This is a genomic window from Streptomyces sp. NPDC033966, assembly GCF_055575955.1.
Genome location: NZ_JBVIRQ010000003.1, coordinates 126,845 through 150,246, shown reverse-complemented (window position 1 = coordinate 150,246; position 23,402 = coordinate 126,845). Strand labels below are relative to the sequence as shown.

Annotated in this window: 14 protein-coding genes; 4 read left to right on the top strand and 10 right to left on the bottom strand. The window is 75.7% G+C overall.

Annotation, left to right across the window (positions count from 1 at the left end):
- The first annotated feature begins 85 nt into the window (after positions 1–85).
- Together ACZ518_RS09720 and ACZ518_RS09715 are read left to right on the top strand one after the other, a co-directional pair.
- Positions 86–538: a helix-turn-helix domain-containing protein gene (locus ACZ518_RS09720; protein WP_469112479.1), complete on the top strand. Its 453-nt coding sequence runs from the start codon at positions 86–88 to the stop codon at positions 536–538.
- Positions 535–1,107, top strand: coding sequence for a toxin (locus ACZ518_RS09715; protein WP_469112478.1), 573 nt, complete (start codon positions 535–537; stop codon positions 1,105–1,107). Before ACZ518_RS09720 ends, ACZ518_RS09715 begins: the two co-directional genes overlap by 4 nt.
- Before the next feature lie 34 nt (positions 1,108–1,141).
- Here the strand turns inward: ACZ518_RS09715 and ACZ518_RS09710 are convergent, their stop codons facing one another.
- The gene (locus ACZ518_RS09710; RefSeq protein WP_469112940.1) at positions 1,142–4,426 is read right to left on the bottom strand and encodes an aminotransferase class I/II-fold pyridoxal phosphate-dependent enzyme; all 3,285 of its coding nucleotides are present in this window, start codon (positions 4,424–4,426) and stop codon (positions 1,142–1,144) included.
- Between the two features lie 53 nt (positions 4,427–4,479).
- Positions 4,480–5,421 (bottom strand): NAD-dependent epimerase/dehydratase family protein, encoded by a 942-nt coding sequence (locus ACZ518_RS09705; RefSeq protein WP_469112477.1) that lies wholly within the window; start codon positions 5,419–5,421, stop codon positions 4,480–4,482.
- 260 nt (positions 5,422–5,681) lie between these two features.
- Here ACZ518_RS09705 and ACZ518_RS09700 point away from each other — a divergent pair, with 260 nt between their 5' ends.
- Positions 5,682–8,063, top strand: a complete 2,382-nt coding sequence (locus ACZ518_RS09700) for an ATP-binding cassette domain-containing protein (RefSeq protein ID WP_469112476.1) — start codon at positions 5,682–5,684, stop codon at positions 8,061–8,063.
- Between the two features lie 286 nt (positions 8,064–8,349).
- Here ACZ518_RS09700 and recQ read toward each other — a convergent pair whose 3' ends face one another.
- A complete protein-coding gene (recQ, locus tag ACZ518_RS09695; protein ID WP_469112475.1) occupies positions 8,350–10,338 on the bottom strand; it encodes a DNA helicase RecQ in 1,989 nt (662 codons plus the stop codon).
- 46 nt (positions 10,339–10,384) lie between these two features.
- Entirely contained in the window at positions 10,385–11,506 is a 1,122-nt protein-coding gene (locus ACZ518_RS09690) for a DUF1152 domain-containing protein (protein ID WP_469112474.1), read from the bottom strand.
- A gap of 187 nt (positions 11,507–11,693) precedes the next feature.
- Between ACZ518_RS09690 and ACZ518_RS09685 the strand changes: the two genes are divergently transcribed.
- The gene (locus ACZ518_RS09685; protein WP_469112473.1) at positions 11,694–13,091 is read left to right on the top strand and encodes an STM4012 family radical SAM protein; all 1,398 of its coding nucleotides are present in this window, start codon (positions 11,694–11,696) and stop codon (positions 13,089–13,091) included.
- A gap of 7 nt (positions 13,092–13,098) precedes the next feature.
- On the opposite strand, the gene ACZ518_RS09680 is transcribed toward ACZ518_RS09685, so the two are convergent.
- From ACZ518_RS09680 to ACZ518_RS09655, 6 genes are all read right to left on the bottom strand, one after another.
- On the bottom strand, positions 13,099–13,986 hold the full coding sequence (locus tag ACZ518_RS09680; protein WP_469112472.1) for a DMT family transporter: 888 nt from the start codon (positions 13,984–13,986) through the stop codon (positions 13,099–13,101).
- Positions 13,987–14,102: 116 nt separating this feature from the next.
- Complete coding sequence (locus ACZ518_RS09675) at positions 14,103–15,779, bottom strand: thiopeptide-type bacteriocin biosynthesis protein (protein WP_469112471.1); 1,677 nt, start codon at positions 15,777–15,779, stop codon at positions 14,103–14,105.
- Positions 15,780–15,824: 45 nt separating this feature from the next.
- Complete coding sequence (locus tag ACZ518_RS09670) at positions 15,825–17,759, bottom strand: TOMM precursor leader peptide-binding protein (protein WP_469112470.1); 1,935 nt, start codon at positions 17,757–17,759, stop codon at positions 15,825–15,827.
- Positions 17,759–19,525, bottom strand: coding sequence for a hypothetical protein (locus tag ACZ518_RS09665; RefSeq protein WP_469112469.1), 1,767 nt, complete (start codon positions 19,523–19,525; stop codon positions 17,759–17,761). Before ACZ518_RS09665 ends, ACZ518_RS09670 begins: the two co-directional genes overlap by 1 nt.
- Positions 19,522–20,661 (bottom strand): hypothetical protein, encoded by a 1,140-nt coding sequence (locus ACZ518_RS09660; protein ID WP_469112468.1) that lies wholly within the window; start codon positions 20,659–20,661, stop codon positions 19,522–19,524. The genes ACZ518_RS09665 and ACZ518_RS09660 overlap by 4 nt, the downstream gene beginning before the upstream one ends.
- A 29-nt stretch (positions 20,662–20,690) precedes the next feature.
- Entirely contained in the window at positions 20,691–23,402 is a 2,712-nt protein-coding gene (locus tag ACZ518_RS09655; protein ID WP_469112467.1) for a lantibiotic dehydratase, read from the bottom strand.

Sequence of the window (23,402 nt, the reverse complement as noted above, 5' to 3'; positions counted from 1 at the left end):
GCCCAATTGTCAACTGACCGCTAATCTGTGAAACTGACGTATAGCCAAGGGCTATACCGAGGAGGTGACGGGAGGAAGGATCACCATGACCGACACCGAGACCGAGGCCGACGACAGGCCCCTTCTCGCGACGCGCCTCGACGACCTCTTCAAGACCGTCCGCCCCAAGGGCAGGCACTGGACGAACGCCGAGGTGGCGGAGGAACTCAAGCGGGCCAACCCCGAACTCAAGGTCGGCGGCGTCTACCTGTCCCAGCTGCGGACGGGCAAGCGCTCCAACCCCTCGCCCGACCTCCTCGCGGCCCTCGCCCGCTTCTTCGGTGTCTCGGTCGCCTACTTCTTCGACGACAAGGTCGCCGAGTCCGTGCTCAGCCAGGTTGCCGCCATCGAGGCGCTGCGCCAGTCCGGCGTCCGCGCCGTGGCGATGCGGGCGGCGGGCATGAAGAAGGAGAACCTCGCCGCGATCACGGCCATCATGGACCAGTACCGGCAGCTGCAGGGCCTTCCCCCCGTCACCGACTCCAACGACGCCGAATGAGGGGCGTCTGGAAGGAGCGGGCCGCCGACCACGACCGCCGCAGCCGGCTGAAGAAGCTGCGGAAGGCCGGAGCCCGCCGGCTCGCCGAACTCGACCTCCCCGAGGCCCCCGACGTCGCCGAGCTCTGCCGCCACCTCGGCGAGGTCCGCGACCGCCCGATCATCCTGGTCCCGATGCAGATGCCCTCGTCGCACCCGTGCGGCATGTGGGTCGCCGCCCGTGACGAGGACCTGATCTTCTACGACGCCAACACCACCAGCGCGCATCAGGAGCACATCATCTTGCACGAGCTGGGCCACATCATCTGCTGCCACCGCGGGGCCGGCGGACTGGACGAGGCGGCCGCCCGCCTCCTGTTCCCCGACCTCGACCCCGACATCGTGCGCGACATGCTCCTGCGCGCGACCTACGACGACGTCCAGGAACAGGAGGCGGAGATCATCGCCTACCTGCTCTCGCAGCGCATGGGCGGCGCCGAACAGCCGCACGGCACCGACCCGGACGCGCAGGAGGGCGACGCCCCCGCCAAGAGCGCCACCCTCTGCCGCATCGAACGCACCCTGATCTGAGATGGCCTTACCCGGAGGGCCATCTCCCAGCGGCTCAGCTCCCGGCGGACGCCACCTCCGCGGCCAGCAGGGCGACGGCACGCCTGATGTCGTCCTCGCGGTGCTCGCTGGTGATGAAGAACCGCAGCCGCGACAGCCCCTCCTCCACGGCGGGGTGGAAGATGGGATCGGCGACGACGCCCCGCTCGAAGAGCCCGTGCGCCACCCGCAGGGTCTTCGCCGAGTCCCCGAGGATGCACGGCACGATCGGAGTCCCGCCGCTGGAGCCCGTCGACAGCCCGGCCGCGGCGGCGAGGTCCAGGAAGAGCCCCGAGTTGCGCCCCAGCGCCCGGACCCGCTCCGGCTGCGCCGTCATCAGCTCGGTGGCGGCCAGCGCCGCCGCCGCGTTGGCCGGGGTCAGGCCGACGCTGTAGACGAATCCGGGGAGGGTGTGGCGCAGCCAGCGCACCATCCTGGCCGAGCCGCCGAGGTAGCCGCCGCAGCTGGCGAAGGCCTTGGAGAGGGTGCCCATCCACAGGTCCACGTCGGAGCGGTCGACGGCGTAGAACTCGCCGACGCCCCGGCCGCGTTCGCCCACCGTGCCGATGCTGTGCGCCTCGTCCACCATCAGCAGGGCGCCGAAGCGCTTCTTCAGCTCGATCACGGCCGGCAGGTCGACGAGGTCCCCGTCCATGCTGTACGCGCCCTCGACGGCGATCAGGACCCGCCGGAACCGGGACCGGTTGAGCCTCAGCATCCGCTCCAGGGCGGCCATGTCGTTGTGCGCGAAGGGACGGCGGGCGGCTCCCGACAGGGCGCAGCCCTGGAGGATGCTGTCGTGGGCGAGCGAGTCGTGGACCACCAGGTCGCCGGGGCCCACGAGATGGCCTATCGCGGTGACGTTGGTGGCGTGCCCGCTGACCAGCGTGAGGCAGTCCCCGACGCCGAGGAACTCGGTGAGCGCCCGCTCCAGCCGGACGGTCAGGTCCCGTTCGCCGGAGAGCACCCGGCTCGCCGAGACCGAGGTCCCGTACCGGTCCACGGCCTCGTGCACGGCCGCGCTGACCGCCGGATGGCCGGACAGGCCGAGGTAGTTGTAGCTGCCGAAGGACAGGTACGAGCGGCCGCCGATCACCGTGGTGTCGCTGACGGTGCCCTCGTGGACCCGGAAGTACGGGTAGCCCGAGGGGCTGCCGGCGACCGCGTCGAGCCGCTCCTCGAACCGGGCCACCTCGGGGAACTCGTCGGCGTTGGCGGAGTCGGGGCTCCACTGCGGCGGCACGTCCAGAAGGATCGTTTCCGCAGGGGCCGCCCGGACCTCCGGCGCGTCCTGGGCCCCCTCCCCGGCGGCCAGGGCGATCAGCCGGCCGATGGTGAGGCCGGGCGTGAACAGCTCCTCGGCGCGGAAGCCCGGCACCCGCTTGCCGATGTTGACCTCCAGCTCCTGGAGCATGAGGGAGTCGAAGCCGAGGTCGGTGACCAGCGACATGCCCGTGCCCAGGTCCGAGAGCGGGAAGACACCGGCCCGCGAGACCTCCTCCAGCACGACGGTGGCGACGGATTCCGCGCCGGGGGCGGCCGCCGGGACCCCGGCCGGCCGCTCCGCCGCGTACGCGTCCCCGGGCGCGTCCGGGCCGGCCACCTCCCGGGCCGACTCGTCCACGGCCCAGTGCCGCCGCGGGGCGAGCGGGCTCGGCGGCAGCGTGCACGGCGGTACGCGCGGCCCGGGCACCGCGGGCCGCTCCGCCCCGGGGTCCCCCGTACGCCCCGCCTCCACCCCGGCGGCGGCCTCCGTCAGCCGCGCCACGGCGTCGGCGGCGTCCTCCACCACCAGGGTGAGGCGTTCCCCGAGCAGCGCCCGGCGGGCCAGGGTGTCCGCCACCGCGGCCGGCTCCGGCCGGTCCTCGGCGATGACCTCGGCCAGTTCCCGGGCGTGCCGGGCCAGCCCCGCCCGGTCGCGGGCGCTGAGCACCAGCACGTGCGGCCCCTTCCCCGGCGCGGCGGGCACGGCCGGGCCGGGGGCCTGCTCCACCACCATGTGGACGCCGGTGCCGCCGAAGCCGAAGGCGCTCACCCCGGCCCGCCGCGGTCCATCGGCCTCCTGCCAGCGGACCGGTGCCGTCGGGACGGTCAGCCGCGCGGAGTCCAGCAGGGCGGCGTCGGCCGGCGCGAACCCCGGCTGCGGGGGTATGACTCCCCGGTGCACGGCCAGCACCGACTTGATGAGCCCCGCCATGCCGGCGGAGTTCAGCGAGTGGCCGACCACCGCCTTCACCGCGCCGAGGCGGGCCGGGCGGGCGCCCTCGCCGCGCAGCTCACGCAGGACCTCCAGCTCGACGGGGTCGCCGACCGTGGTTCCGGTCCCGTGCGCCTCCAGGTAGCCCACCGCGTCCGGTGCCAGGTCCGCGTCCCGGTAGGCGCGGCGCAGGGCGCGGAGCTGGCCGGCTGCCTGGGGGTGCATTCCGCCCTGCACGGTCCCGTCGTTGGCGGTGCCGATGCCCCGGATCACCGCGTACACGCGGTCGCCGGCGGCGAGGGCGTCGGACAGGGGCCGCAGGACCAGGATCCCGGCGCCCTCGCCGAGGACGAACCCGTCGGCCTTCGCCCCGAAGGGCAGGCACCGGCCGCTGCGCGAGATCGCCCCGATCCTGCACAGGCCCACCAGCAGGTCGGGGGTGAGCACCAGCTGGGCGCCGCCCGCCAGCGCGATGCGGGTGCGGCCCGCGCGCAGCGCGTACACGGCGTTGGCCACGGCCATGAGACCGCCGGAACAGGCGGAGTCCAGGGCGTAGCTCTCGCCGTGCAGGTCGAAGACCGAGCTGATGGTGTTCGGCCCCATGTTGAGCAGCAGCCCGGCGGCGGAAGTCCCGTGCAGGCCGTCGACCGCGCGGACCGTCTCCTGCCAGCGCGGGTCGGCCGCCCGCGCCCCGAACTCGCCGCCGGCCAGCTGGCGCATGCGCAGCCGCATGGTGCTGAGCTGGCGGTAGCCGCTCTCGGTGAGCGCGGTGATGACCGAGGTCTCCTCGCGGTCGAAGCCGTCCACCTCCCACCCCGCGTCCTGGACCGCCTCGCGGGCGAGGTCGATCAGCAGCCGGTGCTGGGGGTCCATGGCCCTGGCCCGGCGGGGCGGGATGCCGTAGTGCGCGGCGTCGAACCGGTCCACGTCCGGCAGCAGGGCCATGGTGTCCGTGTAGGCGGCCGAGGTGTCGCGGAAGTCGTCGCTGAGGAAGGCTGCGGCGCGCCAGCGCGAGTCGGGTATGCCGGAGAACTGCGGCTCCGGGTCCGTCAGGAGCCGCCAGTACTGGTTGACGTCGCGGGCGCCGGGGAACCTGCACGCCATGCCGACGACGGCGATGTCGTCGCGCGTCACCGGGGAGGGCGGGGTCGGCAGGGTCATCGGCCGGCTGCCAGGCGCTCGCGCCACCATGCCACGGTCTCCTTCACCTGCTCGTCGACGGGGGTGGCCCGGACGCCGAACCCGGCTTCCCAGGCGCTCGCGTCGACGACGAACGGGCGGTCGAACTGGTAGCGGATCTCCTTGAGTTCGCGCAGCAGCGGGGAGAAGAGCCCGCCGACGGCCAGGACGGCCGGGGGCAGCCCGCGCACCGCGACCGGTCCGGTGCCGGCCTCGGCCGCCAGCAGGCCGGTCATCTCGCGTACGGACAGCGCGGGTTCGGTCGGCACGTGCCAGGCCCTGCCCCAGGCCCGCTCCTCGCCCGCGGCCTCGGCCAGGGCCCGGGCCACGTCGGGGAGGTAGGTCCAGCTGTGCGGGGCGTCCGGGTCGCCGAGGGTGGAGACCGGCTTGCCGCGCAGCAGCGGGGGCACCACGCGGGCGGCCAGGTGCCCGCCGTCGGTGACGCCGGGTCCGAAGAAGTCCGAGGCCCGCACCTCGACGGCCTTGACGCGGCCCTGTTCGTGGAGGGCGCGCGCCCGCTCCCAGACGGCCGCGCGGACCCGCCCCTTGGGGCCCGTCGCCGCGAGCGGCAGGTCCTCCGTCATGGGCACGTCCACCGGCCCGTACCCGTAGAGGTTGCCCAGCATGACCAGGACCGCACCGGTGGCCTCGGCGGCCGCGCACAACGACGCGGCCAGCGCGGGCCATTCGGCGGCCCAGCGGTGGTAGGGCGGCGAGGCGCAGTTGTAGAGGGCGACGGCGTCCCGCGCCACCTCGGTCAGCCGCCCGCTGTCCCGGGCGTCCAGTGCGACGTGCTCGATGCCGGGCTCCGGGGCCCGGCCCGAGGTGGTGACGACCTTGACTGAGTGGCCCCGTCCGGCGAGCAGCCGAGCGGTGGCGGCCCCGGCGGGCCCGAAACCTATGACGACATGAGAGTTCACGTACGCACAGTAGCGCGGGGGGTGCGGGTCCCCGGCAAGGCACCCTTGGGTCGCACCGGCCCGTTTGGCTTGAAGAAGCCTGCGGTTTCCGGCGGTCAGGATGGCTTTGCGCAGTGGAACGGGTGCCGGGTGCCGGACGGGACCCGGCGGACGGATCAGGATTCGAGAAGCGCCGGACCCCGGACCCCGCATAGCGTGGCTGCCGTACGGTGCGGCGGTCACGCCGCACGGGCAGGACGAGCGATGGAGACACGACGAGCATGGCCAAGAGGACGGACACCGGGTCGCCCGCGCCCCACATCGCCGACAGCCACGGTCTGATCCGCGTGCACGGCGCGCGCGTGAACAACCTCAAGGACGTCGCGATCGAGATCCCCAAGCGCCGGCTGACGGTGTTCACCGGCGTCTCCGGCTCGGGGAAGAGCTCGCTGGTGTTCGACACGATCGCCGCGGAGTCCCAGCGGATGATCAACGAGACCTACAGCGCCTTCGTCCAGGGGTTCATGCCCACGCAGGCACGGCCCGAGGCCGACGTGCTCGAAGGGCTGACGACGGCGATCATCGTCGACCAGCAGCGGATGGGTGCCGACCCCCGCTCCACGGTCGGCACCGCCACCGACGCCAACGCGATGCTGCGCATCCTCTTCAGCCGTCTCGGCGAGCCGCACATCGGCCCGCCCGGCGCGTACGCCTTCAACGTGCCCTCGGTCCGGGCGAGCGGGGCGATCACCGTCGAGAAGGGCTCCCGGAAGACGGTGAAGGCGACCTTCAACCGCACCGGCGGCATGTGTCCGCGCTGCGAGGGCCGCGGCAGCGTCTCCGACATCGACCTGACCCAGCTCTACGACGACTCCAAGTCCCTCAACGAGGGCGCGCTCACCATCCCCGGCTACAGCATGGACGGCTGGTACGGGCGGATCTTCGGCGGCTGCGGCTTCTTCGACCCGGACAAGCCGATCCGCGAGTTCACCGGGCGGGAGCTGGCCGACCTCCTCCACAAGGAGCCGACCAAGATCAAGGTCGACGGCATCAACCTCACCTACGAGGGCCTGATCCCGAAGATCCAGAAGTCGATGCTGTCCAAGGACATCGACGCGCTCCAGCCGCACATCCGGGCGTTCGTGGAGCGGGCGACGGCCTTCGCCACCTGCCCCGAGTGCGAGGGGACCCGGCTCACCGCCGAGGCCCGGGCGTCGAAGATCGGGCGGATCAGCATCGCCGACGCCTGCGCCATGCAGATCAGCGACCTGGCCGCCTGGGTCCGCGGCCTGGACGAGCCCTCGGTGGCGCCGCTGCTGGACAAGCTCCGTCACACCCTGGACTCGTTCGTGGAGATCGGCCTGGGCTACCTCTCGCTGGACCGCCCGGCGGGCACGCTCTCGGGCGGCGAGGCGCAGCGCGTCAAGATGGTCCGCCACCTCGGCTCGGCGCTCACCGACGTCACCTACGTCTTCGACGAGCCCACCACCGGCCTGCACCCCCACGACATCCGGCGGATGAACGACCTGCTGCTGCGGCTGCGCGACAAGGGCAACACGGTGCTGGTCGTGGAGCACAAGCCGCAGACGATCGCGATCGCCGACCACGTCGTCGACCTCGGCCCCGGGGCGGGCACCGCGGGCGGCACGGTCTGCTTCGAGGGCACCGTGGAGGGGCTGCGGGCCTCCGGCACCGTCACCGGCCGCCACCTGGGCGACCGCACGGGCCTGAAGAAGACCGTACGGACGCCCTCGGGCGCCCTGGAGATCCGCGGGGCGGACGCGCACAACCTGCGGGCGGTCGACGTGGACATCCCCCTGGGCGTGCTGGTGGTGGTCACCGGGGTGGCCGGCTCCGGCAAGAGCTCGCTCGTGCACGGCTCGATCCCCGCGGAGGAGGGCGTGGTCTCCGTCGGCCAGGGCCCGATCCGCGGCTCGCGCCGCAGCAATCCGGCCACGTACACGGGGCTGCTCGACCCGATCCGTTCGGCGTTCGCCAAGGCCAACGGCGTGAAGCCGGCCCTGTTCAGCGCCAATTCCGAGGGCGCCTGCCCGGCCTGCAACGGTGCCGGGGTGGTCTTCACGGACCTGGGGATGATGGCGGGCGTCTCCTCCACCTGCGAGGACTGCGAGGGGAAGCGTTACCAGGCGTCGGTGCTGGACTACCGCCTCGGGGGCCGGGACATCAGCGAGGTGCTGGCGATGCCGGTGCGCGAGGCGGAGGAGTTCTTCGGTTCCGGCGAGGCCCGCGTCCCGGCCGCGCACCGCATCCTGGGCCGGCTCGCGGACGTCGGGCTGGGCTACCTCACCCTCGGCCAGCCGCTCACCACGCTGTCGGGCGGCGAGCGGCAGCGGCTGAAGCTGGCCACCCACATGGCGGACAAGGGCGGGGTCTACGTGCTGGACGAGCCGACGACGGGCCTGCACCTGGCGGACGTGGAACAGCTGCTCGGGCTGCTGGACCGGCTGGTCGACTCCGGCAAGTCGGTGATCGTCGTCGAGCACCACCCGGCGGTCATGGCGCACGCGGACTGGATCATCGACCTGGGTCCGGGGGCCGGGCACGACGGCGGCCGGATCGTGTTCGAGGGCACGCCCGCCGACCTCGTCGCCGACGGCTCCACCCTCACCGCCGAGCACCTCGCGGCCTACGCGGGCGCCTGAGCGGCTCCCCCCGCAGCACGCGAGCCGTCCGGGCACCGGTATCCCCACACCGGAGGCCGGACGGCCCGTGCTGCGCGAACGGAGACGGCACGCACCCGCGTCGCCCGGTCCGTACCCCCACGGTGGGACCGCGCTCCGGTCGGCGTGCCGCCGGCCGTCGTCCGGCTCCGTCGCACCACCAGTCTGTGCCCGGCCGACTCCCCTCGGCGTACTTCCTGACGCGCCCTTTGCACAAGGAGACCGATCTTTGACGCGGGCCTGACGATCCCGTTCCGGATCGCCGGAACTACTGCCAGTCGTCCCAGGGCGGGTCCTCGTCCAGGTCGAAGGGCGGTTCGTCCTCGTGGGCCGGCGGGGGTTCCGCTTCGGCGGCGGCCGGGGCCGCGGCGGCGGGGGCAGCTGCGGCCGGGGCCGCGGTGGCCGTGAACCCGGCCAGGGCCTCGATGACGCCCTCGCCGTACTTGGCGAGCTTGGCCTCGCCGACGCCGCCCACCCCGGACAGTTCCCCGACCGTGCCGGGCAGGCTCGTCGCGATCTCCCGCAGCGTGGCGTCGTGGAAGACGACGTACGCCGGGACGCCCTGCTCGCGCGCCGTCGCGGCCCGCCAGGCGCGCAGGGCCTCGAAGACCGGCACCGCGGCCTCGGGCAGGTCGACCGGCACCCGGGCGCTCTTGCCCGAGCGCGAGCCGGACTCCTTCTTCCGGGCGGCGGCGGCCGGCGCCTTCTCCTTGCGCATCTGGACGGTGCGGCGCCCGCCCAGCACCTCGCCGCTCGCGTCCGTCAGCACCAGGGTGCCGTAGTCGCCCTCCACCGCCAGCAGTCCCAGCGCCAGCAGCTGGCGGACGACCCCGCGCCACTCCGCGGTGCTCAGGTCGGAGCCGACACCGAACACCGACAGGGCGTCGTGGTCGAACTGGATGACCTTGGCGGTCTTCTTGCCCTGGAGGATGTCGATGATCTGCCCGGCGCCGAACTTCTGGCGCCGCTCCCGCGCCAGCCGCCACACCGTGGACAGCAGCTTCTGCGCGGCGACCGTCCCGTCCCAGGACTCGGCGGGCGTCAGGCAGGTGTCGCAGTTGCCGCAGGGCTCGCCGGACTGCCCGAAGTACGCGAGCAGCCGGACCCGCCGGCAGTCGACGGTCTCGCACAGCGCCAGCATGGCGTCCAGGTGGGCGGCCAGGGAGCGCCGGTGGTTCTCGTCGCCCTCGGACCCGTCGATGAGCTTGCGCTGCTGGACCACGTCCTGGAGGCCGTACGCGAGCCAGGCGGTGGCCGGCTCGCCGTCGCGGCCGGCGCGGCCGGTCTCCTGGTAGTAGCCCTCGACGGACTTGGGCAGGTCCAGGTGGGCCACGAAGCGCACGTCGGGCTTGTCGATGCCCATGCCGAAGGCGATCGTGGCCACCACCACGACGCCGTCCTCCCGCAGGAAGCGCGCCTGGTTCGCGGCGCGCGTGCGGGCGTCCATCCCGGCGTGGTAGGCCACGGCGTCGATGCCCTGTTCCACCAGGAAGGCGGCGGTCTTCTCCACCGAGGCCCGCGACAGGCAGTAGACGACGCCGGCGTCCCCGTCGTGCTCGGACCTGATCAGCTCCAGCAGCTGCGCCAGGGGCTTGTCCTTGGCGACGATGCGGTACTGGATGTTCGGCCGGTCGAAGCTGGCGACGAAGTGCCGGGCGTCCTCCAGGCCCAGCCGTGCCGCGATCTCGGCGTGGGTGGCCTCGGTGGCGGTCGCGGTCAGGGCGATCCGCGGCACCTTCGGCCACCGCTCGTGCAGCATCGACAGGGCCAGGTAGTCCGGCCGGAAGTCGTGGCCCCACTGGGCGACGCAGTGCGCCTCGTCGATCGCGAACAGGGACACCCTGCCCCGGTCGAGCAGCCGCTGGGTGCCCTCGGTGCGCAGCCGCTCGGGGGCCAGGTAGAGCAGGTCCAGCTCGTCGGCGAGGAAGGCCTGCTCGACGGCCTGCCGCTCGTACGGGTCCTGGGTGGAGTTGAGGAACCCGGCCCGTACCCCGAGGGCGGTGAGCGCGTCCACCTGGTCCTGCATCAGCGCGATCAGCGGCGAGACGACGATGCCGGTGCCGTCTCTGACGAGCGCCGGGATCTGGTAGCAGAGCGACTTGCCGCCGCCGGTCGGCATCAGCACGAGGGCGTCGCCGCCCCCGGCGACCTGCTCCATGATCTGCTCCTGCTCGCCGCGGAAGGAGGTGTAGCCGAATACGCGGTGGAGTACCTGCAGGGAGTCCGAGATCTCGGGGGAAGCGTCCGAAAGAGCCATTAGAGAAGCCTAGCGGCCCCCGCCGACACCCCGTCCCGCCGCCGGCTCAGACCGGACCCAGCCGCCACAGCGGCGCGGCCCGGCGGTCGCCCAGCGCGGCGAACAGGCCCCGTGCCTCCGGGGCGCTCAGCTCCAGCTCCTCGGTGATCCGGCGGGTGGTGGCGTACGCGATCCCCTCCGCCCGCGTCTCCCGTTCCCAGGCGGCGAAGCGGGCCCGGACGGCGGCGGGGTCCCGGTCCGGGCGCGGCGCGGGCGGGGCGGCCGGCAGGGCGGCCGCGCGGCGGCGTTCGCGTTCGATCTCGGAGAAGCCGCACACGGCGCGGGAGGCCTCCTCGGCCTCCCCCAGGCCGCTCGTTCCGGCCAGCGCCCGGGCGAGGGGGCTGAGGGCGAGGACGCGGTCCAGGGCGAGCCGGTGGACGTCGGCGGCCCGGGCGTCCAGGTGCACCGGCTGCGGCGCGTCCCGGGTGCCGCAGACCCCGCGCACCCCGCGGGCGGCCGCCACCAGCAGGGCGCTGGCCTCGGAGGGGTGCCAGTCGAAGACCGTTGCCACGGCCTCGGTGTGCCCGGCGCCGAGGGCGAAGGCGGGCTCGCCGAGCCGGGGCAGCAGGTCGGACGGGGGCACCTCGTTGTCGAGCCCGGGCCCGGCCACGTACACGCCGGTCGGCAGCCCCGTGGCCGAGCAGGCGGCGACGGCGAGGGCGTCGCCGAGCGGGCTGCGCAGGGTGGGCTCGTCGCCCCGGGCCACGATGTCGCCGCCCACGTCGACGAGGTCGATCCGGTCGGCCCGGCACCAGCGGGCGGCGGCCGCGATCTGGCGGGCGAGGCCCAGCGCGCCGCCGTAGGGGTCCAGCAGTCCGAGCCGCGGCCGCAGCTCGCCGGACAGCCGCGGGAGCAGGGAGCCGGCCGGGGCGTGGGGCCGGGTCGCGGGGGTGACCAGGGCGAGGCCCGGTGCGGCGGGCTCGGTGCCGTGGAAGTCGCCGGCGCGCCGGGGGCCCGGGACGGGATCGACGACCAGCCGCTCCCAGGCGTAGGTCAGGACGAGTGCCGGGGTGTCCGGGCCGTACAGGGCGCCGTGGACCATGGCGGCCGTGATGGCGTCGCCGCCGCCCCCGGCGGCGACGAGCAGTCTGCGGGCGCCCCTGGTGTTCTCGGGCTTCGTGGAGTCCATGGCGGACAGGGATATCCCGGGCCGGGCCGGAATCCCACCTTCCACAAAAAGTGCATATGAAGCTCTACATCCCGAAAGCCCTTTCATGGGAATCGCACTGCGGAAAGCGGCACGGGCCCCGACCTAAGGTGACGCCTGGTCACGAAGAGTGACGCCCTCTTTTGCCGAGAGAGAGTCAGTTCCCGTTATGACGACGCCTGTTCTGCTCCCGTCCCCGTCCTTCCCGGGCTCCCCCGCCGAGCCGGATCCGGAAACCCCGTACGAGCAGTACGTGTACGCCTACCCGCACCAGAAGGCGTACCGCCTCCTGGAGAACGGTCCGCTGCTCAGCGACCTGTGGTCCGGGGAGCGCCTCGACGCGCTCTCCCTCTACGCGCACATCCCCTTCTGCGAGATGCGCTGCGGCTTCTGCAACCTCTTCACCCGCACCGGCGCCCCCGAGGAGGTCACCCGCGAGTTCCTCGCCACCCTGGAGCGGCAGGCGCGCGTCACCCGTGAGGCGCTGGAGGCCAAGGGCGAGCCGATCCGCTTCACCCTCGCCGCGTTCGGCGGCGGCACCCCCACCTACCTGACCGCGGACGAGCTCACCCGGCTCTGCGACATCAGCGAGGACATCATGGGAGCCGACCTGAAGGCCGCCTCCTGGTCGGTGGAGACCTCCCCCGCGACCGCGACCGCCGACCGGATCGCCGTACTCGCCGAACGCGGCGCGACCCGGCTGAGCATCGGCGTGCAGAGCTTCGTCGACGAGGAGGCGCGCGCCGCGGTACGGCCGCAGAAGCGCGCGGAGGTCGAGGCCTCGCTCGCCCGCCTCAAGGAGGCGGAGTTCCCGATCCTCAACATCGACCTCATCTACGGCATCGACGGCCAGACCGAGCGCACCTTCAGGGTCTCCCTGGACGCCGCACTCGCCTGGGAGCCCGAGGAGATCTACCTCTACCCGCTGTACGTGCGCCCGCTGACCGGGCTGAGCACCCGCCACGCCACGACGCTCCAGGACTGGAACGACCAGCGGCTGCGGCTCTACCGCTACGGCCGCGACCACCTCCTCTCCGCCGGCTACGAGCAGACCTCCATGCGGGTCTTCCGGCGGTCCGGCACCGCCGCCGTGGAGGACACCGACGGCAGCGGCATCAGCGAGTACAACCAGCAGGCCGGCATGGTCGGACTGGGCGTCGGCGCCCGCTCGTTCACCACCGATCTGCACTACACCACCGACTACGCGGTCGCGGTGCCCGAGGTGCGGCGGATCATCGACGACTACATCGCCACCCCGACCGAGCGGTTCCGGCGCGCCCAGTGGGCGTTCCGGATGGACGACGGCGAGCGCCGCCGGATGTACGTGCTCCAGCACCTGCTGGAGTCCACGGGCATGCGCGCCGACGTCTACGAGCAGCGGTTCGCGACGCGCTTCGAGGACGACTTCGGGCCCCAGGTCGACTTCCTGCTGAAGCGGAACTGGCTGCGGGAGAGCGGCGGGACCCTCGGGCTCACCCTGGACGGCATGGCCTGGGCCGACGCGATAGGCCCGATGTTCTTCTCGGACCGCGTCCGCACGGACATGACCGCGTACCAGGACCGGTAGACGCCCCCTACGGCCGGACCCGGCGCCGCTCCGGCAGGGATACGAGGACCAGCCCGAGCAGCATCAGCGCCGCTCCGGCCGCCGCGGCCGGCCCGGGCCGCTCGCCCAGGACCGCGACCCCCAGCACCGCCGCCACCAGCGGCTCGGTCAGGCTCAGCGTCCCCGTCGTCGCGGCGCTGAGCCGGCCGACGCCGCGGGTGAACAGCAGGTAGCCGAGCGCGGTCGTGCCGAGGCCGAGCCAGCCGGTCAGCGCGAGGGCGCGGCCCGTGGCCAGCCCCTCGGGGGCCACCAGCAGGTACGGGGAGACCAGCAGCCCCGCGCACAGCACGCTCACCGGGGCCGCCGTGACGAGGTCCGCGCCCCGGGCGGCGAGCTGCTTCGACGCGGCGATGTACACGCCGAAGCTCGCCCCGGACACCACTGCGAAGACCAGCCCGAGCAGGTCGGCGCGGGCCCCGCTGCCGGGCAGCAGCAACAGTGCGATGCCGGCCACGGCGCAGCCCGTCCCCCACAGCCAGCGGCGGGTCAGCCGCTCGCCGGTGAGCCACCGGGCGCTCAGCCCGCCGACCACGGGCACGGTCCCGAAGGCGACGGCCGTCGCCAGGGCCGCTCCGCCGCGCTGCACCGCCTGGAGGAAGCAGACCTGGAAGGCGGCCGTCACCAGCACGCTCAGCACGAGCCACCGGCCCGCTCCGGGCTTGCCCAGGGTGCGCAGTCCCGCCGGGCGCACCGTCAGCAGGCTGAGCACGAGACCGCCGAGCAGCATCCGGCAGGCCCCCAGCGACACCGGGTGCACGCCGGTGTCCGCCCACAGCTGGGCGGGCCCCACCGTGCCCCACAGCACCGCGGCCGCCAGTACGGACGCCACCGCTCCCACGGCTTCCCCTTTCGCCACTTCCGGAACGTGGCGAACGTATCGGGCGGGATCCTCCGGGCCTACTGGGGAAAACCATGGGATCCCGCCCGTGCGCGGGGCCCGTTCCGTGCCTTCGCACAAAGGGGCCGGGGCGCTCAGGGCGTGCGGCGCCCCAGCGGCAGCAGGTACTGGAGCGGCTGCTCCAGGTCGTCCAGGCCGAGGAGTTCGTGCGCGAGGTCGTCGTGGAATCCCCCCAGCGGGGTACCGGCCAGGCCCAGCGCCGCACCGGTCAGCAGCAGGGTCTGGGTGAGGTGGCCGGCCTCCAGCAGGGCCAGTCGCAGGGCGCGCAGGCCGTAGCGGCGGCGCAGCAGGCCGAGGTCCGCGTACACGGCCAGGACCGCGGGCGCCTCGTCGACGCCGATCCAGTGGGGGGCCGTGTCCGGCCGGGACAGGTACGTGGAGAGCGCCTTGAGTTCCGCCACGGCCGGCGCAGGGCCGACCGGGCGCAGGGTGCGCCGCTCCGGCAGGCAGTCGTACGTGCCCGCCGGCACCCCCGCCACGTCGAACACCAGCAGCCGCACCCGGGCCGTGTACAGGGCGCCCGCGCTCGGGTAGGGGCGGTGGGACAGGGTCAGGGGCGGGCCGTCCGGCGCCGGCTGCTCGGTGCGGGCGCTCTCGGACAGGGAGTGCCACAGCAGCGAGCCCAGGGTGGCGGCGTCCAGCGGTCCCCGGAGCCGGCCGCGCATCGAGGTGCGGGCGGCCAGCACGGCGGACAGCGGCACCTCGGGCAGCGGGCCGGCGGGCAGGGCCAGTTCGGGCCCCGCCGCCCACGTCCGGTCCGCCCACGCCCGGTCCGCCCCCTCCGGGAGGGAGCGCAGTTCGCTGTCCTCGCCGCGGCCGATCTGGAACTTGCTCCTCTCCAGGTACCGGAAGTCGGCGGCGGTGTGGCCTTCCGGGAAGTAGTCGGGCGCTTCCTCGGTCTCCAGCAGGGTGCGGGCGGCCAGCCGGCACACCGCCCGCTCCTCGTCGGGGGTGATGCCGAGCCGGTTGAACAGCATGTGGAGCTGTGAGCCCCACACCCAGGCGCGCAGTTCCTCCCCCAGGTCCCGCAGTTGTTCGTCGGCCCCGCGGACCTCGGCCGCCCACCGCAGGAGCCGGGGCGCCGCGGTACCCGCGCCGAGCCGCTCGCGCAGTTCCCCGGCCCGCCGCCGCAGGCCCGTGCGCTGCGCCGCGTACACGGTGTTGACCCTGGTGTGGACGGACGCGCCGGGCAGCAGCGGCACCTCGGTGACCCACCGCCAGCCGCCGGCGTGCCCGCGCAGCCGGCGCGCCGCGGTGAGCGGGTCCATGCCGAGCGCGTGCACCGTCGTATGGGCCAGGTCGGCCGCGGCGGTCAGCCGGGCTCCCGCTCCGCCGCCCGCGGGCAGGGCGCGCAGCGTGTCGAGGGCGGCCCGGGTGGACGCCTCGAAGACCTGCTCGGCGACGGGCAGCGCCCGCGGGCCGCCGTAGCGCCCGGTCTCCGGTTCGTAGGGCACGGCGCGCACCTCGCCGTGGCGGGACGGCCACGGGCCGGGCACCTCGGGCACCGCCTTCGCCGCGCGGGCCAGTTCGCCGGGGAGTCCGGCGGCGGCAGCGGCGCTCAGGCCGCGGACCCGGACGCGTAGGTGGGGTCCGCCCTCCCCGTAGCGGATGAAGAACCATCCGGCGGCCTCCCCCGCCGCGACGAGGCCGTCGAGGAGCGGGCCCGCCTCGTGGACCAGGAACGCGTCCGTTTCCTCGGTGGCGGAGTGCAGGAAGAGGTGGTGGCTGTGCCAGGTCTCGGGGGTCGTCACGGCGTCACGTCCGGTCCTCGTTCGGTTCGGCAGGGGGCACGGGGGTCAGGGGAAGGGGTGCGGGTGGAGGGCGAGGTCCTCGTAGCGCAGCGGCCGGTCCGTGCGGCCCAGCCGGTGGGGCACCTCCAGCAGCCGGGGCAGGCCCCGGGTTCGCCGGTTGACGTGCCCGAAGGTCATCGGCAGCGAGCCGGGCACGACGGCCTTCACGCAGTGCAGGCCGAGGCGCCGGCGCAGTCCCGGCTCGGTCTGGTCGACGGTGACCACCTCCAGGCCGGCCGCCGCCAGCCGGTCCACCGTCGCGGTGAGCAGGGCGGAGAGGTCGGTGACCGGCTCGGGCGCCCCCGGCCAGGTCTCGGCGACGCTCAGGCAGGGGGTGTCGGCGAAGAGGAACTCCAGCCTCGGGGCCGCTTCGGGCAGTGCGTTGAGCCCGACGTGGTCGTCGAGGGTGACCACCAGCTCGGGCCGGTCCAGCATCGGGCGCAGCCGCCCGGGATCGCGCGGGCGGTCCTCGGCGAGGGCGCGCTGCGCGGACTCCAGCACGTTGGTGACGGCCTCGGCCACCGCGGAGCGGATCGCGGCGCGCGGGTCGTGGTGGGCGCCGGCGGCCAGGAACATCCGCGGGGCGTCGGGGTGGGCGCCCTCGTAGCGGCAGACGGCGACGACCGCCGGGATCCCGAAGTCGTTCGTCGCGTCGAGCAGCAGGAGCCGGTAGCCGGCCAGGGCCGCCCGGTCGGCGAGCAGGGCCGTCTCGGTGTCCTCGGGCGGCGGCTGGACGCGGCGCAGCGGGGTGGCGGTGTACCAGGCCATCAGGAAGGCGTCGCGTTCGGCGACCTCGAACAGGCCGTAGAGCGCGGCCTCCTCGGGGCTGTTGCCGAGGCCGCAGCCGTTGGAGGACTCGTAGACGACGCGCGGGCGGCCCTCGCCGGGCGGATCCCAGTACGCCACGTGCTCGGGGACGGCGATCTCCCGGCGCCGGGTGAGCGACCAGCCCCGCACCCAGTCCAGTTCCAGGGCGGGGGTGTAGGGAACGGTGGGCGAGGCCGGGTGCCCGTGGTGGGCGGGGTCGGGCAGGCCGAGGCGTTGCGGGTCCAGGGCGCGTTCGGGGCCGAGTTCGGCGAAGGAGGCCCGCAGGTCGGAGCGGCGGCCGGTGGGGCGCATCCCGGCGTACCGTTCGACGGCCTCGAAGAGGGCGATCCGCTCGCTGCCGGCGAAGTCCCCGGCCCGGCCGTAGCCGCCGTCGTCGACGTCCCGGCCGTCGGTGACGAGGGCGCTGGTCAGGCAGAAGGCGGAGTCCTCCGTGCGGAACAGGCCCCGGACCGGCCCGAACCGCTCGTCGTACAGGGCCGCGCGCAACCCGTCCGCCGTGGTGCGGGGGTTGGGGGCGCGCAGGAGCCGGGGGTCGGGCAGCGGGCGGGGTGCGGAGGGCAGCGGGGCCGCGGGGGCGGCGGAGTCGGCGGGCAGCGGGTGGCAGACGGCGCAGCCGCCGACCGGGCGGATCCGGTGGCCGGACCAGGTGCCGCGCCCCTGGTGGAGCAGGTGGACGGTGGCGGTCGGCGGGTCCTGGGCGGGCTCCGGCCCGGCACGGCCGTCCAGGAGGTCCTGTACGAGGGCGCCGAGGGACTCGGCGAGCGCCGGGGACGGTACGCCGGCCAGCGCCAGCTTCGGGCTCTGCCGGGGCACGCGTCCGCCGGCCGTGGCGAGGCGCTGGTACTCGGCGCAGCACAGGCAGGCCGGCGCGCCGGGTGCGAGCAGCGGCCCGACCACCGCGAGCGGCCCGTCGAAGCGTACGGGGACCAGTGCCACGGGGTGGGCCAGCGCGTGCCGGCTCAGCTGCTCGGCGAGCCCCTGCGTCCAGTCGGTGAGCAGGACGGCGGCCGGGCCGGCGGTGGCCGCCAGCGCGGCTCCGGCGTCGAGCACCGGGACGGGCAGGGCGTCGAAGAGTGCGGCCGCGGCCGGGGCGGTGCGGACGGCTGTGGTCATCACGGCTCCTCGGGGGTGTGCAGGACGGTGAATCCGAAGGCCCGGAGCCGGTCCCGGAGTTCGTGGTCGCCGGCCGGAGCGGTCGTCGCGGAGTCCCGGTCCGGTCCGCCCTGCCCGCGCAGCGCGTCCTGGAAGGCCTCCTCGCGTGCGGCGGTGTCGGCCAGCCAGCGGCCGGTCCAGCCGGCGTCCTCCCAGCCGGCGGTACGGGCACCGGCCGCGGCCAGCGGGGCGACGGCGCCCCCGGAGGGCGGGCCGCCGGAGGTTCCGCCGGCCCGGACGGCGGCCACGGCGGCGAGCGCGGCGAAGGCGGCCGCGTCCCCCGGGGTGGCCTCCACGGCCTCCCCCAGCACCTCGGGGTCCCCGGCCCGGCGGATCACGGCGTGGTACACCCCGTCCGGGCCGGCCCGCAGCACCCGGAGCCGGGCGGGCACCTCCAGACGGGCCGTCAGGGTGTGCCACCAGTGCCGGAACTGGGGGTGCCCGGACCACTGGGGCCCGGCGACGGCGACGGCCCCGGGGGTTCCGCCGGGCGTCCGGGCCGCACGGCGGGTGAAGGCGGCGCGCAGGGCCCGGCCGCGGGCGTGGCCGGGGTTCGCGCCGACGGTGGATCCCGGCGCGGCCAGCAGCTGTTCCGCGGCCCGGCACAGCAGCTCCAGCCGGGCCAGGTCCAGCCTCGGCGCCCCGGCGGTCAGGCGCCGGCGGGCCGGGCCGTCGCCGGGGAGTTCGCAGGTGGCGAGGGGTACCGGGAGCTGGTGCAGGTCCGCGGGGAGCGGGGCGGGCAGGGCGCCGCACCGCTCGTCGGTCAGGGCCGACAGCCGCCGGAGCGCTTCGCCGAGGGTGGCCGCGGGGGCGAGGTCCGTCCGCCGGTCGGGGTCCAGCCGGCGGGGCCCGAGCCAGGTGCGGTACTCGGCCCGCAGCGGCCGGGTGCCGGCGAGGAGCACCGCCGGGAGGCCGGGCAGCAGCCGGTCGTCGCCGCCTTCGCCCGCCGGGTCCGGGAGCCCGGCGGCCGCGCACAGCAGCCGGTGCGCGGCCGCGCCGCCGAGCAGTGGGGCGAGTGCCGGGACCGCGTCGGCTGCGGCGTCGGGGGCGGTGGCGGGGGCGGCGGGACCCGGCCGGGCCTCCAGGGCGGTCGCGTCGGCGCGGGCCTGGGCCGGGCTGCCGGGGGCGGTGGCGTAGCCGCCGTCGGGGAGGAGCCCGGCCGCGAGGGCGCGGACCGGTCCGGTGCCGTGGAGCCGGAGCAGCACCCGGCCCTCGGGCAGGGCCGGGTCGGCGGTGCGGGTGACCGGCAGTCCGCCCCGGGCCAGCGCCCGCCCGGCGGCACGCGCCAGGGGCCCGTCGGGGGCGGCGGCCAGTACCTCGGCCCGGGCGCCGGCGAGTGCGGCGCGGGCGGCGGCGGGCCGCTCGGCGGCCGCCCCGAGCCACAGCGCGACGGGGTCGTGGCGCTGGTCCCCGTACCCGGTCTCCGCGTACGGGGCGGGGTCGGACACGAGCAGCCCGTGGGCCTCCAGCTGCCCGAGCAGGGTCTCCACGGCGGTGCGCAGCGCCGGACCGGCTCCGGCCGCGTCGAGGTGGTCGTCGAGTGCGCCGGCGCGCAGCGGCTCCTCCAGCCACTGCCACAGGGCGGGCAGTGCGGTGCTGCCCTCCAGGGTGACGCTGCCGCCGCGGCCCCGCAGGTGGAGCCCGGCCCGCAGCGGGGTCACGGCGACACCCGGCCGGAGCCTGCGCGCGTCCCGGGCGGCGGCCGTCACCTGCTCGGTGGCGGTCATGCGCCGCCCTCCACGGCGGCGACGGCCGCGTCGAGTTCCGTGCGCCAGTCGGAGCCGGTCAGCGCGGGGACCGTGCGGACCACCAGGTGCGCGGCCAGGTACCGCTCCAGCGGGCGGACGTCGCAGATGGCGAGGAGCCGGTAGAGGGCGTTGGTGCAGGCCCGGTGGACCAGGTAGTCGGGGTCGGTGAACATCGCCCCGCCCGGGTCGGCGCGGCCGAGCAGCCGGTGGAACTCGCTGTAGCGGGTGCGGGTGTCCGGGTTCCAGCGTTCGGCCGCCGCCCGGTCCCCGGTGGCGGCGGCCCGGTCCCGGTAGGCGGGCGGGCTGCCGTGCAGGTCGGCGCCGGCCTCGTACCGGGAGCGGGTCAGCTTCCGGGCGCCGGCGGAGAAGTCGGCCCAGGACCGTTCCCATCCCTGGGCTCCGCCGCCGGCGATCCGTCCGACGAGTGCGGTGACGGTGTCCCCCGTGCGCTCCCACTGCCGGTCGAAGGAGGCCCTCAGCCGTCCGTCGGGGTCGTCGTGGAGGAGGAAGTCCTCCAGGTGGGAGACGTACGACCAGTGGCCGCCGGCCAGGCCGCCGGGGTGGGCGGCGGCGTGCGCGGCGAGCGCGGTCACCGCGAGCCGCAGCCGGGCCCGGGCGCTGTCGTCGCCGTCGCCGAGGAAGCCGGCGCCGGCCCGCAGCGCGCCGAGCCCGTCGCGCAGCAGGCGGTCGCGCAGGGCGGCGCCGTCGTCGCCGAGCAGGGCGCGTACGGAGGACCGGTCGGCGGGCTCGACGCGGACCGTGTTGTCCGGGGTGATCGGCCCGTAGGGCGGGGGGACGAGTTCGGCGCGCCCGGCCTCGGCGGCCGCCGCCAGCAGCTCGGCCTCGGTGCGGTCGCTGCGCGAGGGGTGCAGGCGCAGCCAGTCGCGGATCCCGGAGGCGGCGGACTCCGCCGCGGCCTCCACCTGGGCGGCCGGGCCCTGGAGGCGCAGCCGCAGGTGGGGGCCGTACAGCCAGTGCCGCTCGACGTGGGCGGCGAGTCCCTGCCGCACGCCGGCCGCGGCGAGGGGGAGCAGCGCCTCGCGCAGCAGCGGGGCCTTGACCGGGTGGTGGTGGTAGGCGATCACGTCGAGGGCGCGGCTGGTGGGTGCCGGCATGGTCGTTTCCTCTGCTGTCCGGGGGCGGGTCATCGGGTCCGCCCGGCCCGGTAGACCTCCAGTACGAGTTCGACGGCGCGGGCGGGCGCGTCCTGGGCGCCGGGGGCGGGCAGCGCCTCTTCGAGGACGGCGCCGCCGCCGTGGCGGGAGAGCCATTTGGCCAGGCAGCGCAGGTGCAGGGCGTTGCCGAGGTCGACGAGCTGGGGTTTGGGGCGGCTCAGCCCGCTGAGGAAGTCCTCTGCGGGGCGCCCGGTGGGGGCGCCGGCGGCGGGGTGCAGGAAGAGCTGTTCGGGGAGGCCGAGGGCGGCGCGCCAGCGGGCGGCGGCCTCCGCCGGGACCTCGCCGCCGGCGGCGAGGTCGGCGCGCAGCCGCTCGACGGCGTCGGGCGGGAGCAGCCAGCGGCGGCGGCGCAGCACCACGTCGCGGTGGCGCAGCCTGGGCGTGTGGGTGATCCGGCCGCCGCCGGGCGCGGTGAGGGCGGTGCGGGGGACGAGCGGGCGGAAGTCGACGACGCCGTGGGGCTGGTCGGCGAGGTGCGCGCCGAGGCGGCGCGGCAGCAGCACCGGGGACAGGAAGCCGGGGTAGAGCACGTCGAGGAGTTCGCCGGTGCTGCGGAGCCGGATGCGTACCTGGTCGTCGGCCTCGTCGTGGACGAGGTCCAGGTCCGCTTCGCCGAGGGGGGTCCAGCGGCGGTCGGGGCCGATCTCGTCGGGGACGAGGAGGGGGTGGAGGTTGGCGTTGAACCCGCCGACGGGCCGGATCTGGGCGGCCCGGGCGTCGGGGCCGAGGGCGCGCCGGACCTGCCGGGAGACCCCGGTGGCGGCGCCGGGGTCGAGGGTGTCGAGGAACCGGCTGGTGAAGCGGCCCCAGCCGCCGTAGACCTGGTTGACGCAGAGCAGGCCGTGGCGGGGGTCGCGCTGGAGGAAGTACGCGTAGCCGAGCGGCCGGGACAGGGCCCAGTCGGGGAGCCGGTCGCCGAGGCCCTTGAGGAGGTCCGGGGGCAGGACGAGCTCGGCGGCCGCGGCCGGGTCGCCGTGCGGGGCTTCCCGGACGGCGGCGAGGGCCTCGGCGCGCAGGGCCGCGAGCGGGCCGGTGCCGGTGGGGAGGGCGTCGGCCGGGTCGAGGGCGGAGAGCCGCCCGGCGGTCTCCCAGGCTTCGGCGACCTCGGCTCCGAACTCCCACGGGTTGGGGCAGGTCCCGCCGGGTCCGTAGCGGGCGACGAAGCGGTCGCGGACGACGCGGCGCAGGAGGTGGCCGAGGTCGAAGAGTTCCGCCAGCGGGGTGACCTCGCGGAGCGCCTCGTGGTCGGCTGCGCCGAGGAACCCGTCGAGGTCGAGCGGGTGCGGGGCGACGACGTCCTCGGAGACCGCGCTGAGCGGGGCGGACACGGCCGGGACGGGGCGGCCGGCGGCGGCCAGCGCCTGCGTCCAGCGGTCGGACAGGGCGGCCAGCAGGGCGGGGCGGCCGGCGGCGGGGGTGTCGGCGAACCGGGCGGTCAGCCGCGCGAGCTCGTCGAGGTGTCCGGCCTGGGCGGCGTCGGCGGCGGCGTCCTCGGCGGTGGCGGCGTCCAGGGACCGCAGCCAGTCCGCGAGGCGGCCCAGCGGGTCGGGGTGCTGCGGCGGGACCGGTTCGCCCGGCACCAGCAGCCCCGCGTCCGCGAGCCGGGCGAGGAAGCCGGCGGCGGCGGCCCGGCCGTCGCCGCCGGCCCCCGCTCCCGCCCCCGCTCCCGCTCCCTTCAGGGCGGCGGCCAGCAGTCCGGTCAGCTCGTCCAGCGGTACGGGGTTCCCGGCCCGGTCGGTGACCAGGCCGAGCGGGCCGGTGGCGGGCAGCTCGGCCTCGTCCTCGCCGGCCACGAGGTAGCGGCCTCCGGCGAAGGCGGTCCGGTCCCGGGAGTACGCGGCCCGCCCGCCGGTGGTACGGGCGGTGCTGGTGATGCGGTGGGGCAGGGCGGCCCGGCGGTGCGGGGCGTCCAGGAGGGCGAGGGTGAGGGCGGTGGTCAGGGCCCGGCTGGGCTGTGCGACCGACCGGAGCGGGCCGTCGAACAGGGGGGCACGCCCCCAGGAGGGAACGGCGCGGGACGGCTCCGCCGGCAGGGGTCCCCAGCCGACGGCGGTGAACCAGGACAGCGGGCTGGTCTTGGTGCTGGCCCGCAGGGCGTAGCGCAGGACGGCCGCCTCCTCCTTGCGGGCCCTGCGGTCCTGTGTCCCGGTCGCGGCCCGTTCCACGGCCCGCAGCAGGTCGGTGCTGGTGAGGGCGACGGCCTTGGCGAGGGCGGGCTCGCGGCAGAGGGCGGCCAGGGCGCCGCGTTCGGCGGCCAGGGCCGGTGCGGCGGCGGCCGCGAGTCCGGCGAGGAGCGCGGTGCGGTGTTCACGCAGGGCGAGCCAGCCGGCGAGCCGGGGCAGCCGCTGGGGGAGGTCGCCGAGGCGTTCCAGCAGGGCGGGCCGGGGTTCGCGTCCGTTGTGCAGGGCGCGGCGCAGCGGGAGGACCACGTCGCGGTGGAGGGCGGCGGGGTGCCCGGTCCGGCTGTCGTGGAGGTCGTCGCAGAGCGGTGCGGCGGTCTCCAGCAGTCGACGTTCCGTCTCCCCGAGGCGGGCGAGCAGGGTGCGGAACGCGGCGGCGTCCGGTGTCTGGGCGGGGTGGGTCAGTACGGTGGCGCGGACCAGCGCGTACGGCGCGGCCCACACCCGGTAGCCGTCGGCTTCGGCCTCGGCCTCGGCCGGCGTGCGGTGCGGCTGCGGCAT

Excerpts from the sequence above, each read along its gene's own strand:
- ACZ518_RS09685 (WP_469112473.1), top strand. The coding sequence starts at position 11,694 with ATGACGACGCCTGTTCTGCTCCCGTCCCCGTCCTTCCCGGGCTCCCCC.
- ACZ518_RS09665 (WP_469112469.1), bottom strand. The coding sequence starts at position 19,525 with ATGACCGCCACCGAGCAGGTGACGGCCGCCGCCCGGGACGCGCGCAGG.
- recQ (WP_469112475.1), bottom strand. The coding sequence starts at position 10,338 with ATGGCTCTTTCGGACGCTTCCCCCGAGATCTCGGACTCCCTGCAGGTA.
- ACZ518_RS09710 (WP_469112940.1), bottom strand. The coding sequence starts at position 4,426 with ATGGCGTGCAGGTTCCCCGGCGCCCGCGACGTCAACCAGTACTGGCGG.
- ACZ518_RS09670 (WP_469112470.1), bottom strand. The coding sequence starts at position 17,759 with ATGACCACAGCCGTCCGCACCGCCCCGGCCGCGGCCGCACTCTTCGAC.
- ACZ518_RS09700 (WP_469112476.1), top strand. The coding sequence starts at position 5,682 with ATGGCCAAGAGGACGGACACCGGGTCGCCCGCGCCCCACATCGCCGAC.
- ACZ518_RS09715 (WP_469112478.1), top strand. The coding sequence starts at position 535 with ATGAGGGGCGTCTGGAAGGAGCGGGCCGCCGACCACGACCGCCGCAGC.
- ACZ518_RS09660 (WP_469112468.1), bottom strand. The coding sequence starts at position 20,661 with ATGCCGGCACCCACCAGCCGCGCCCTCGACGTGATCGCCTACCACCAC.
- ACZ518_RS09655 (WP_469112467.1), bottom strand. The coding sequence starts at position 23,402 with ATGCCGCAGCCGCACCGCACGCCGGCCGAGGCCGAGGCCGAAGCCGAC.
- ACZ518_RS09720 (WP_469112479.1), top strand. The coding sequence starts at position 86 with ATGACCGACACCGAGACCGAGGCCGACGACAGGCCCCTTCTCGCGACG.
- ACZ518_RS09690 (WP_469112474.1), bottom strand. The coding sequence starts at position 11,506 with ATGGACTCCACGAAGCCCGAGAACACCAGGGGCGCCCGCAGACTGCTC.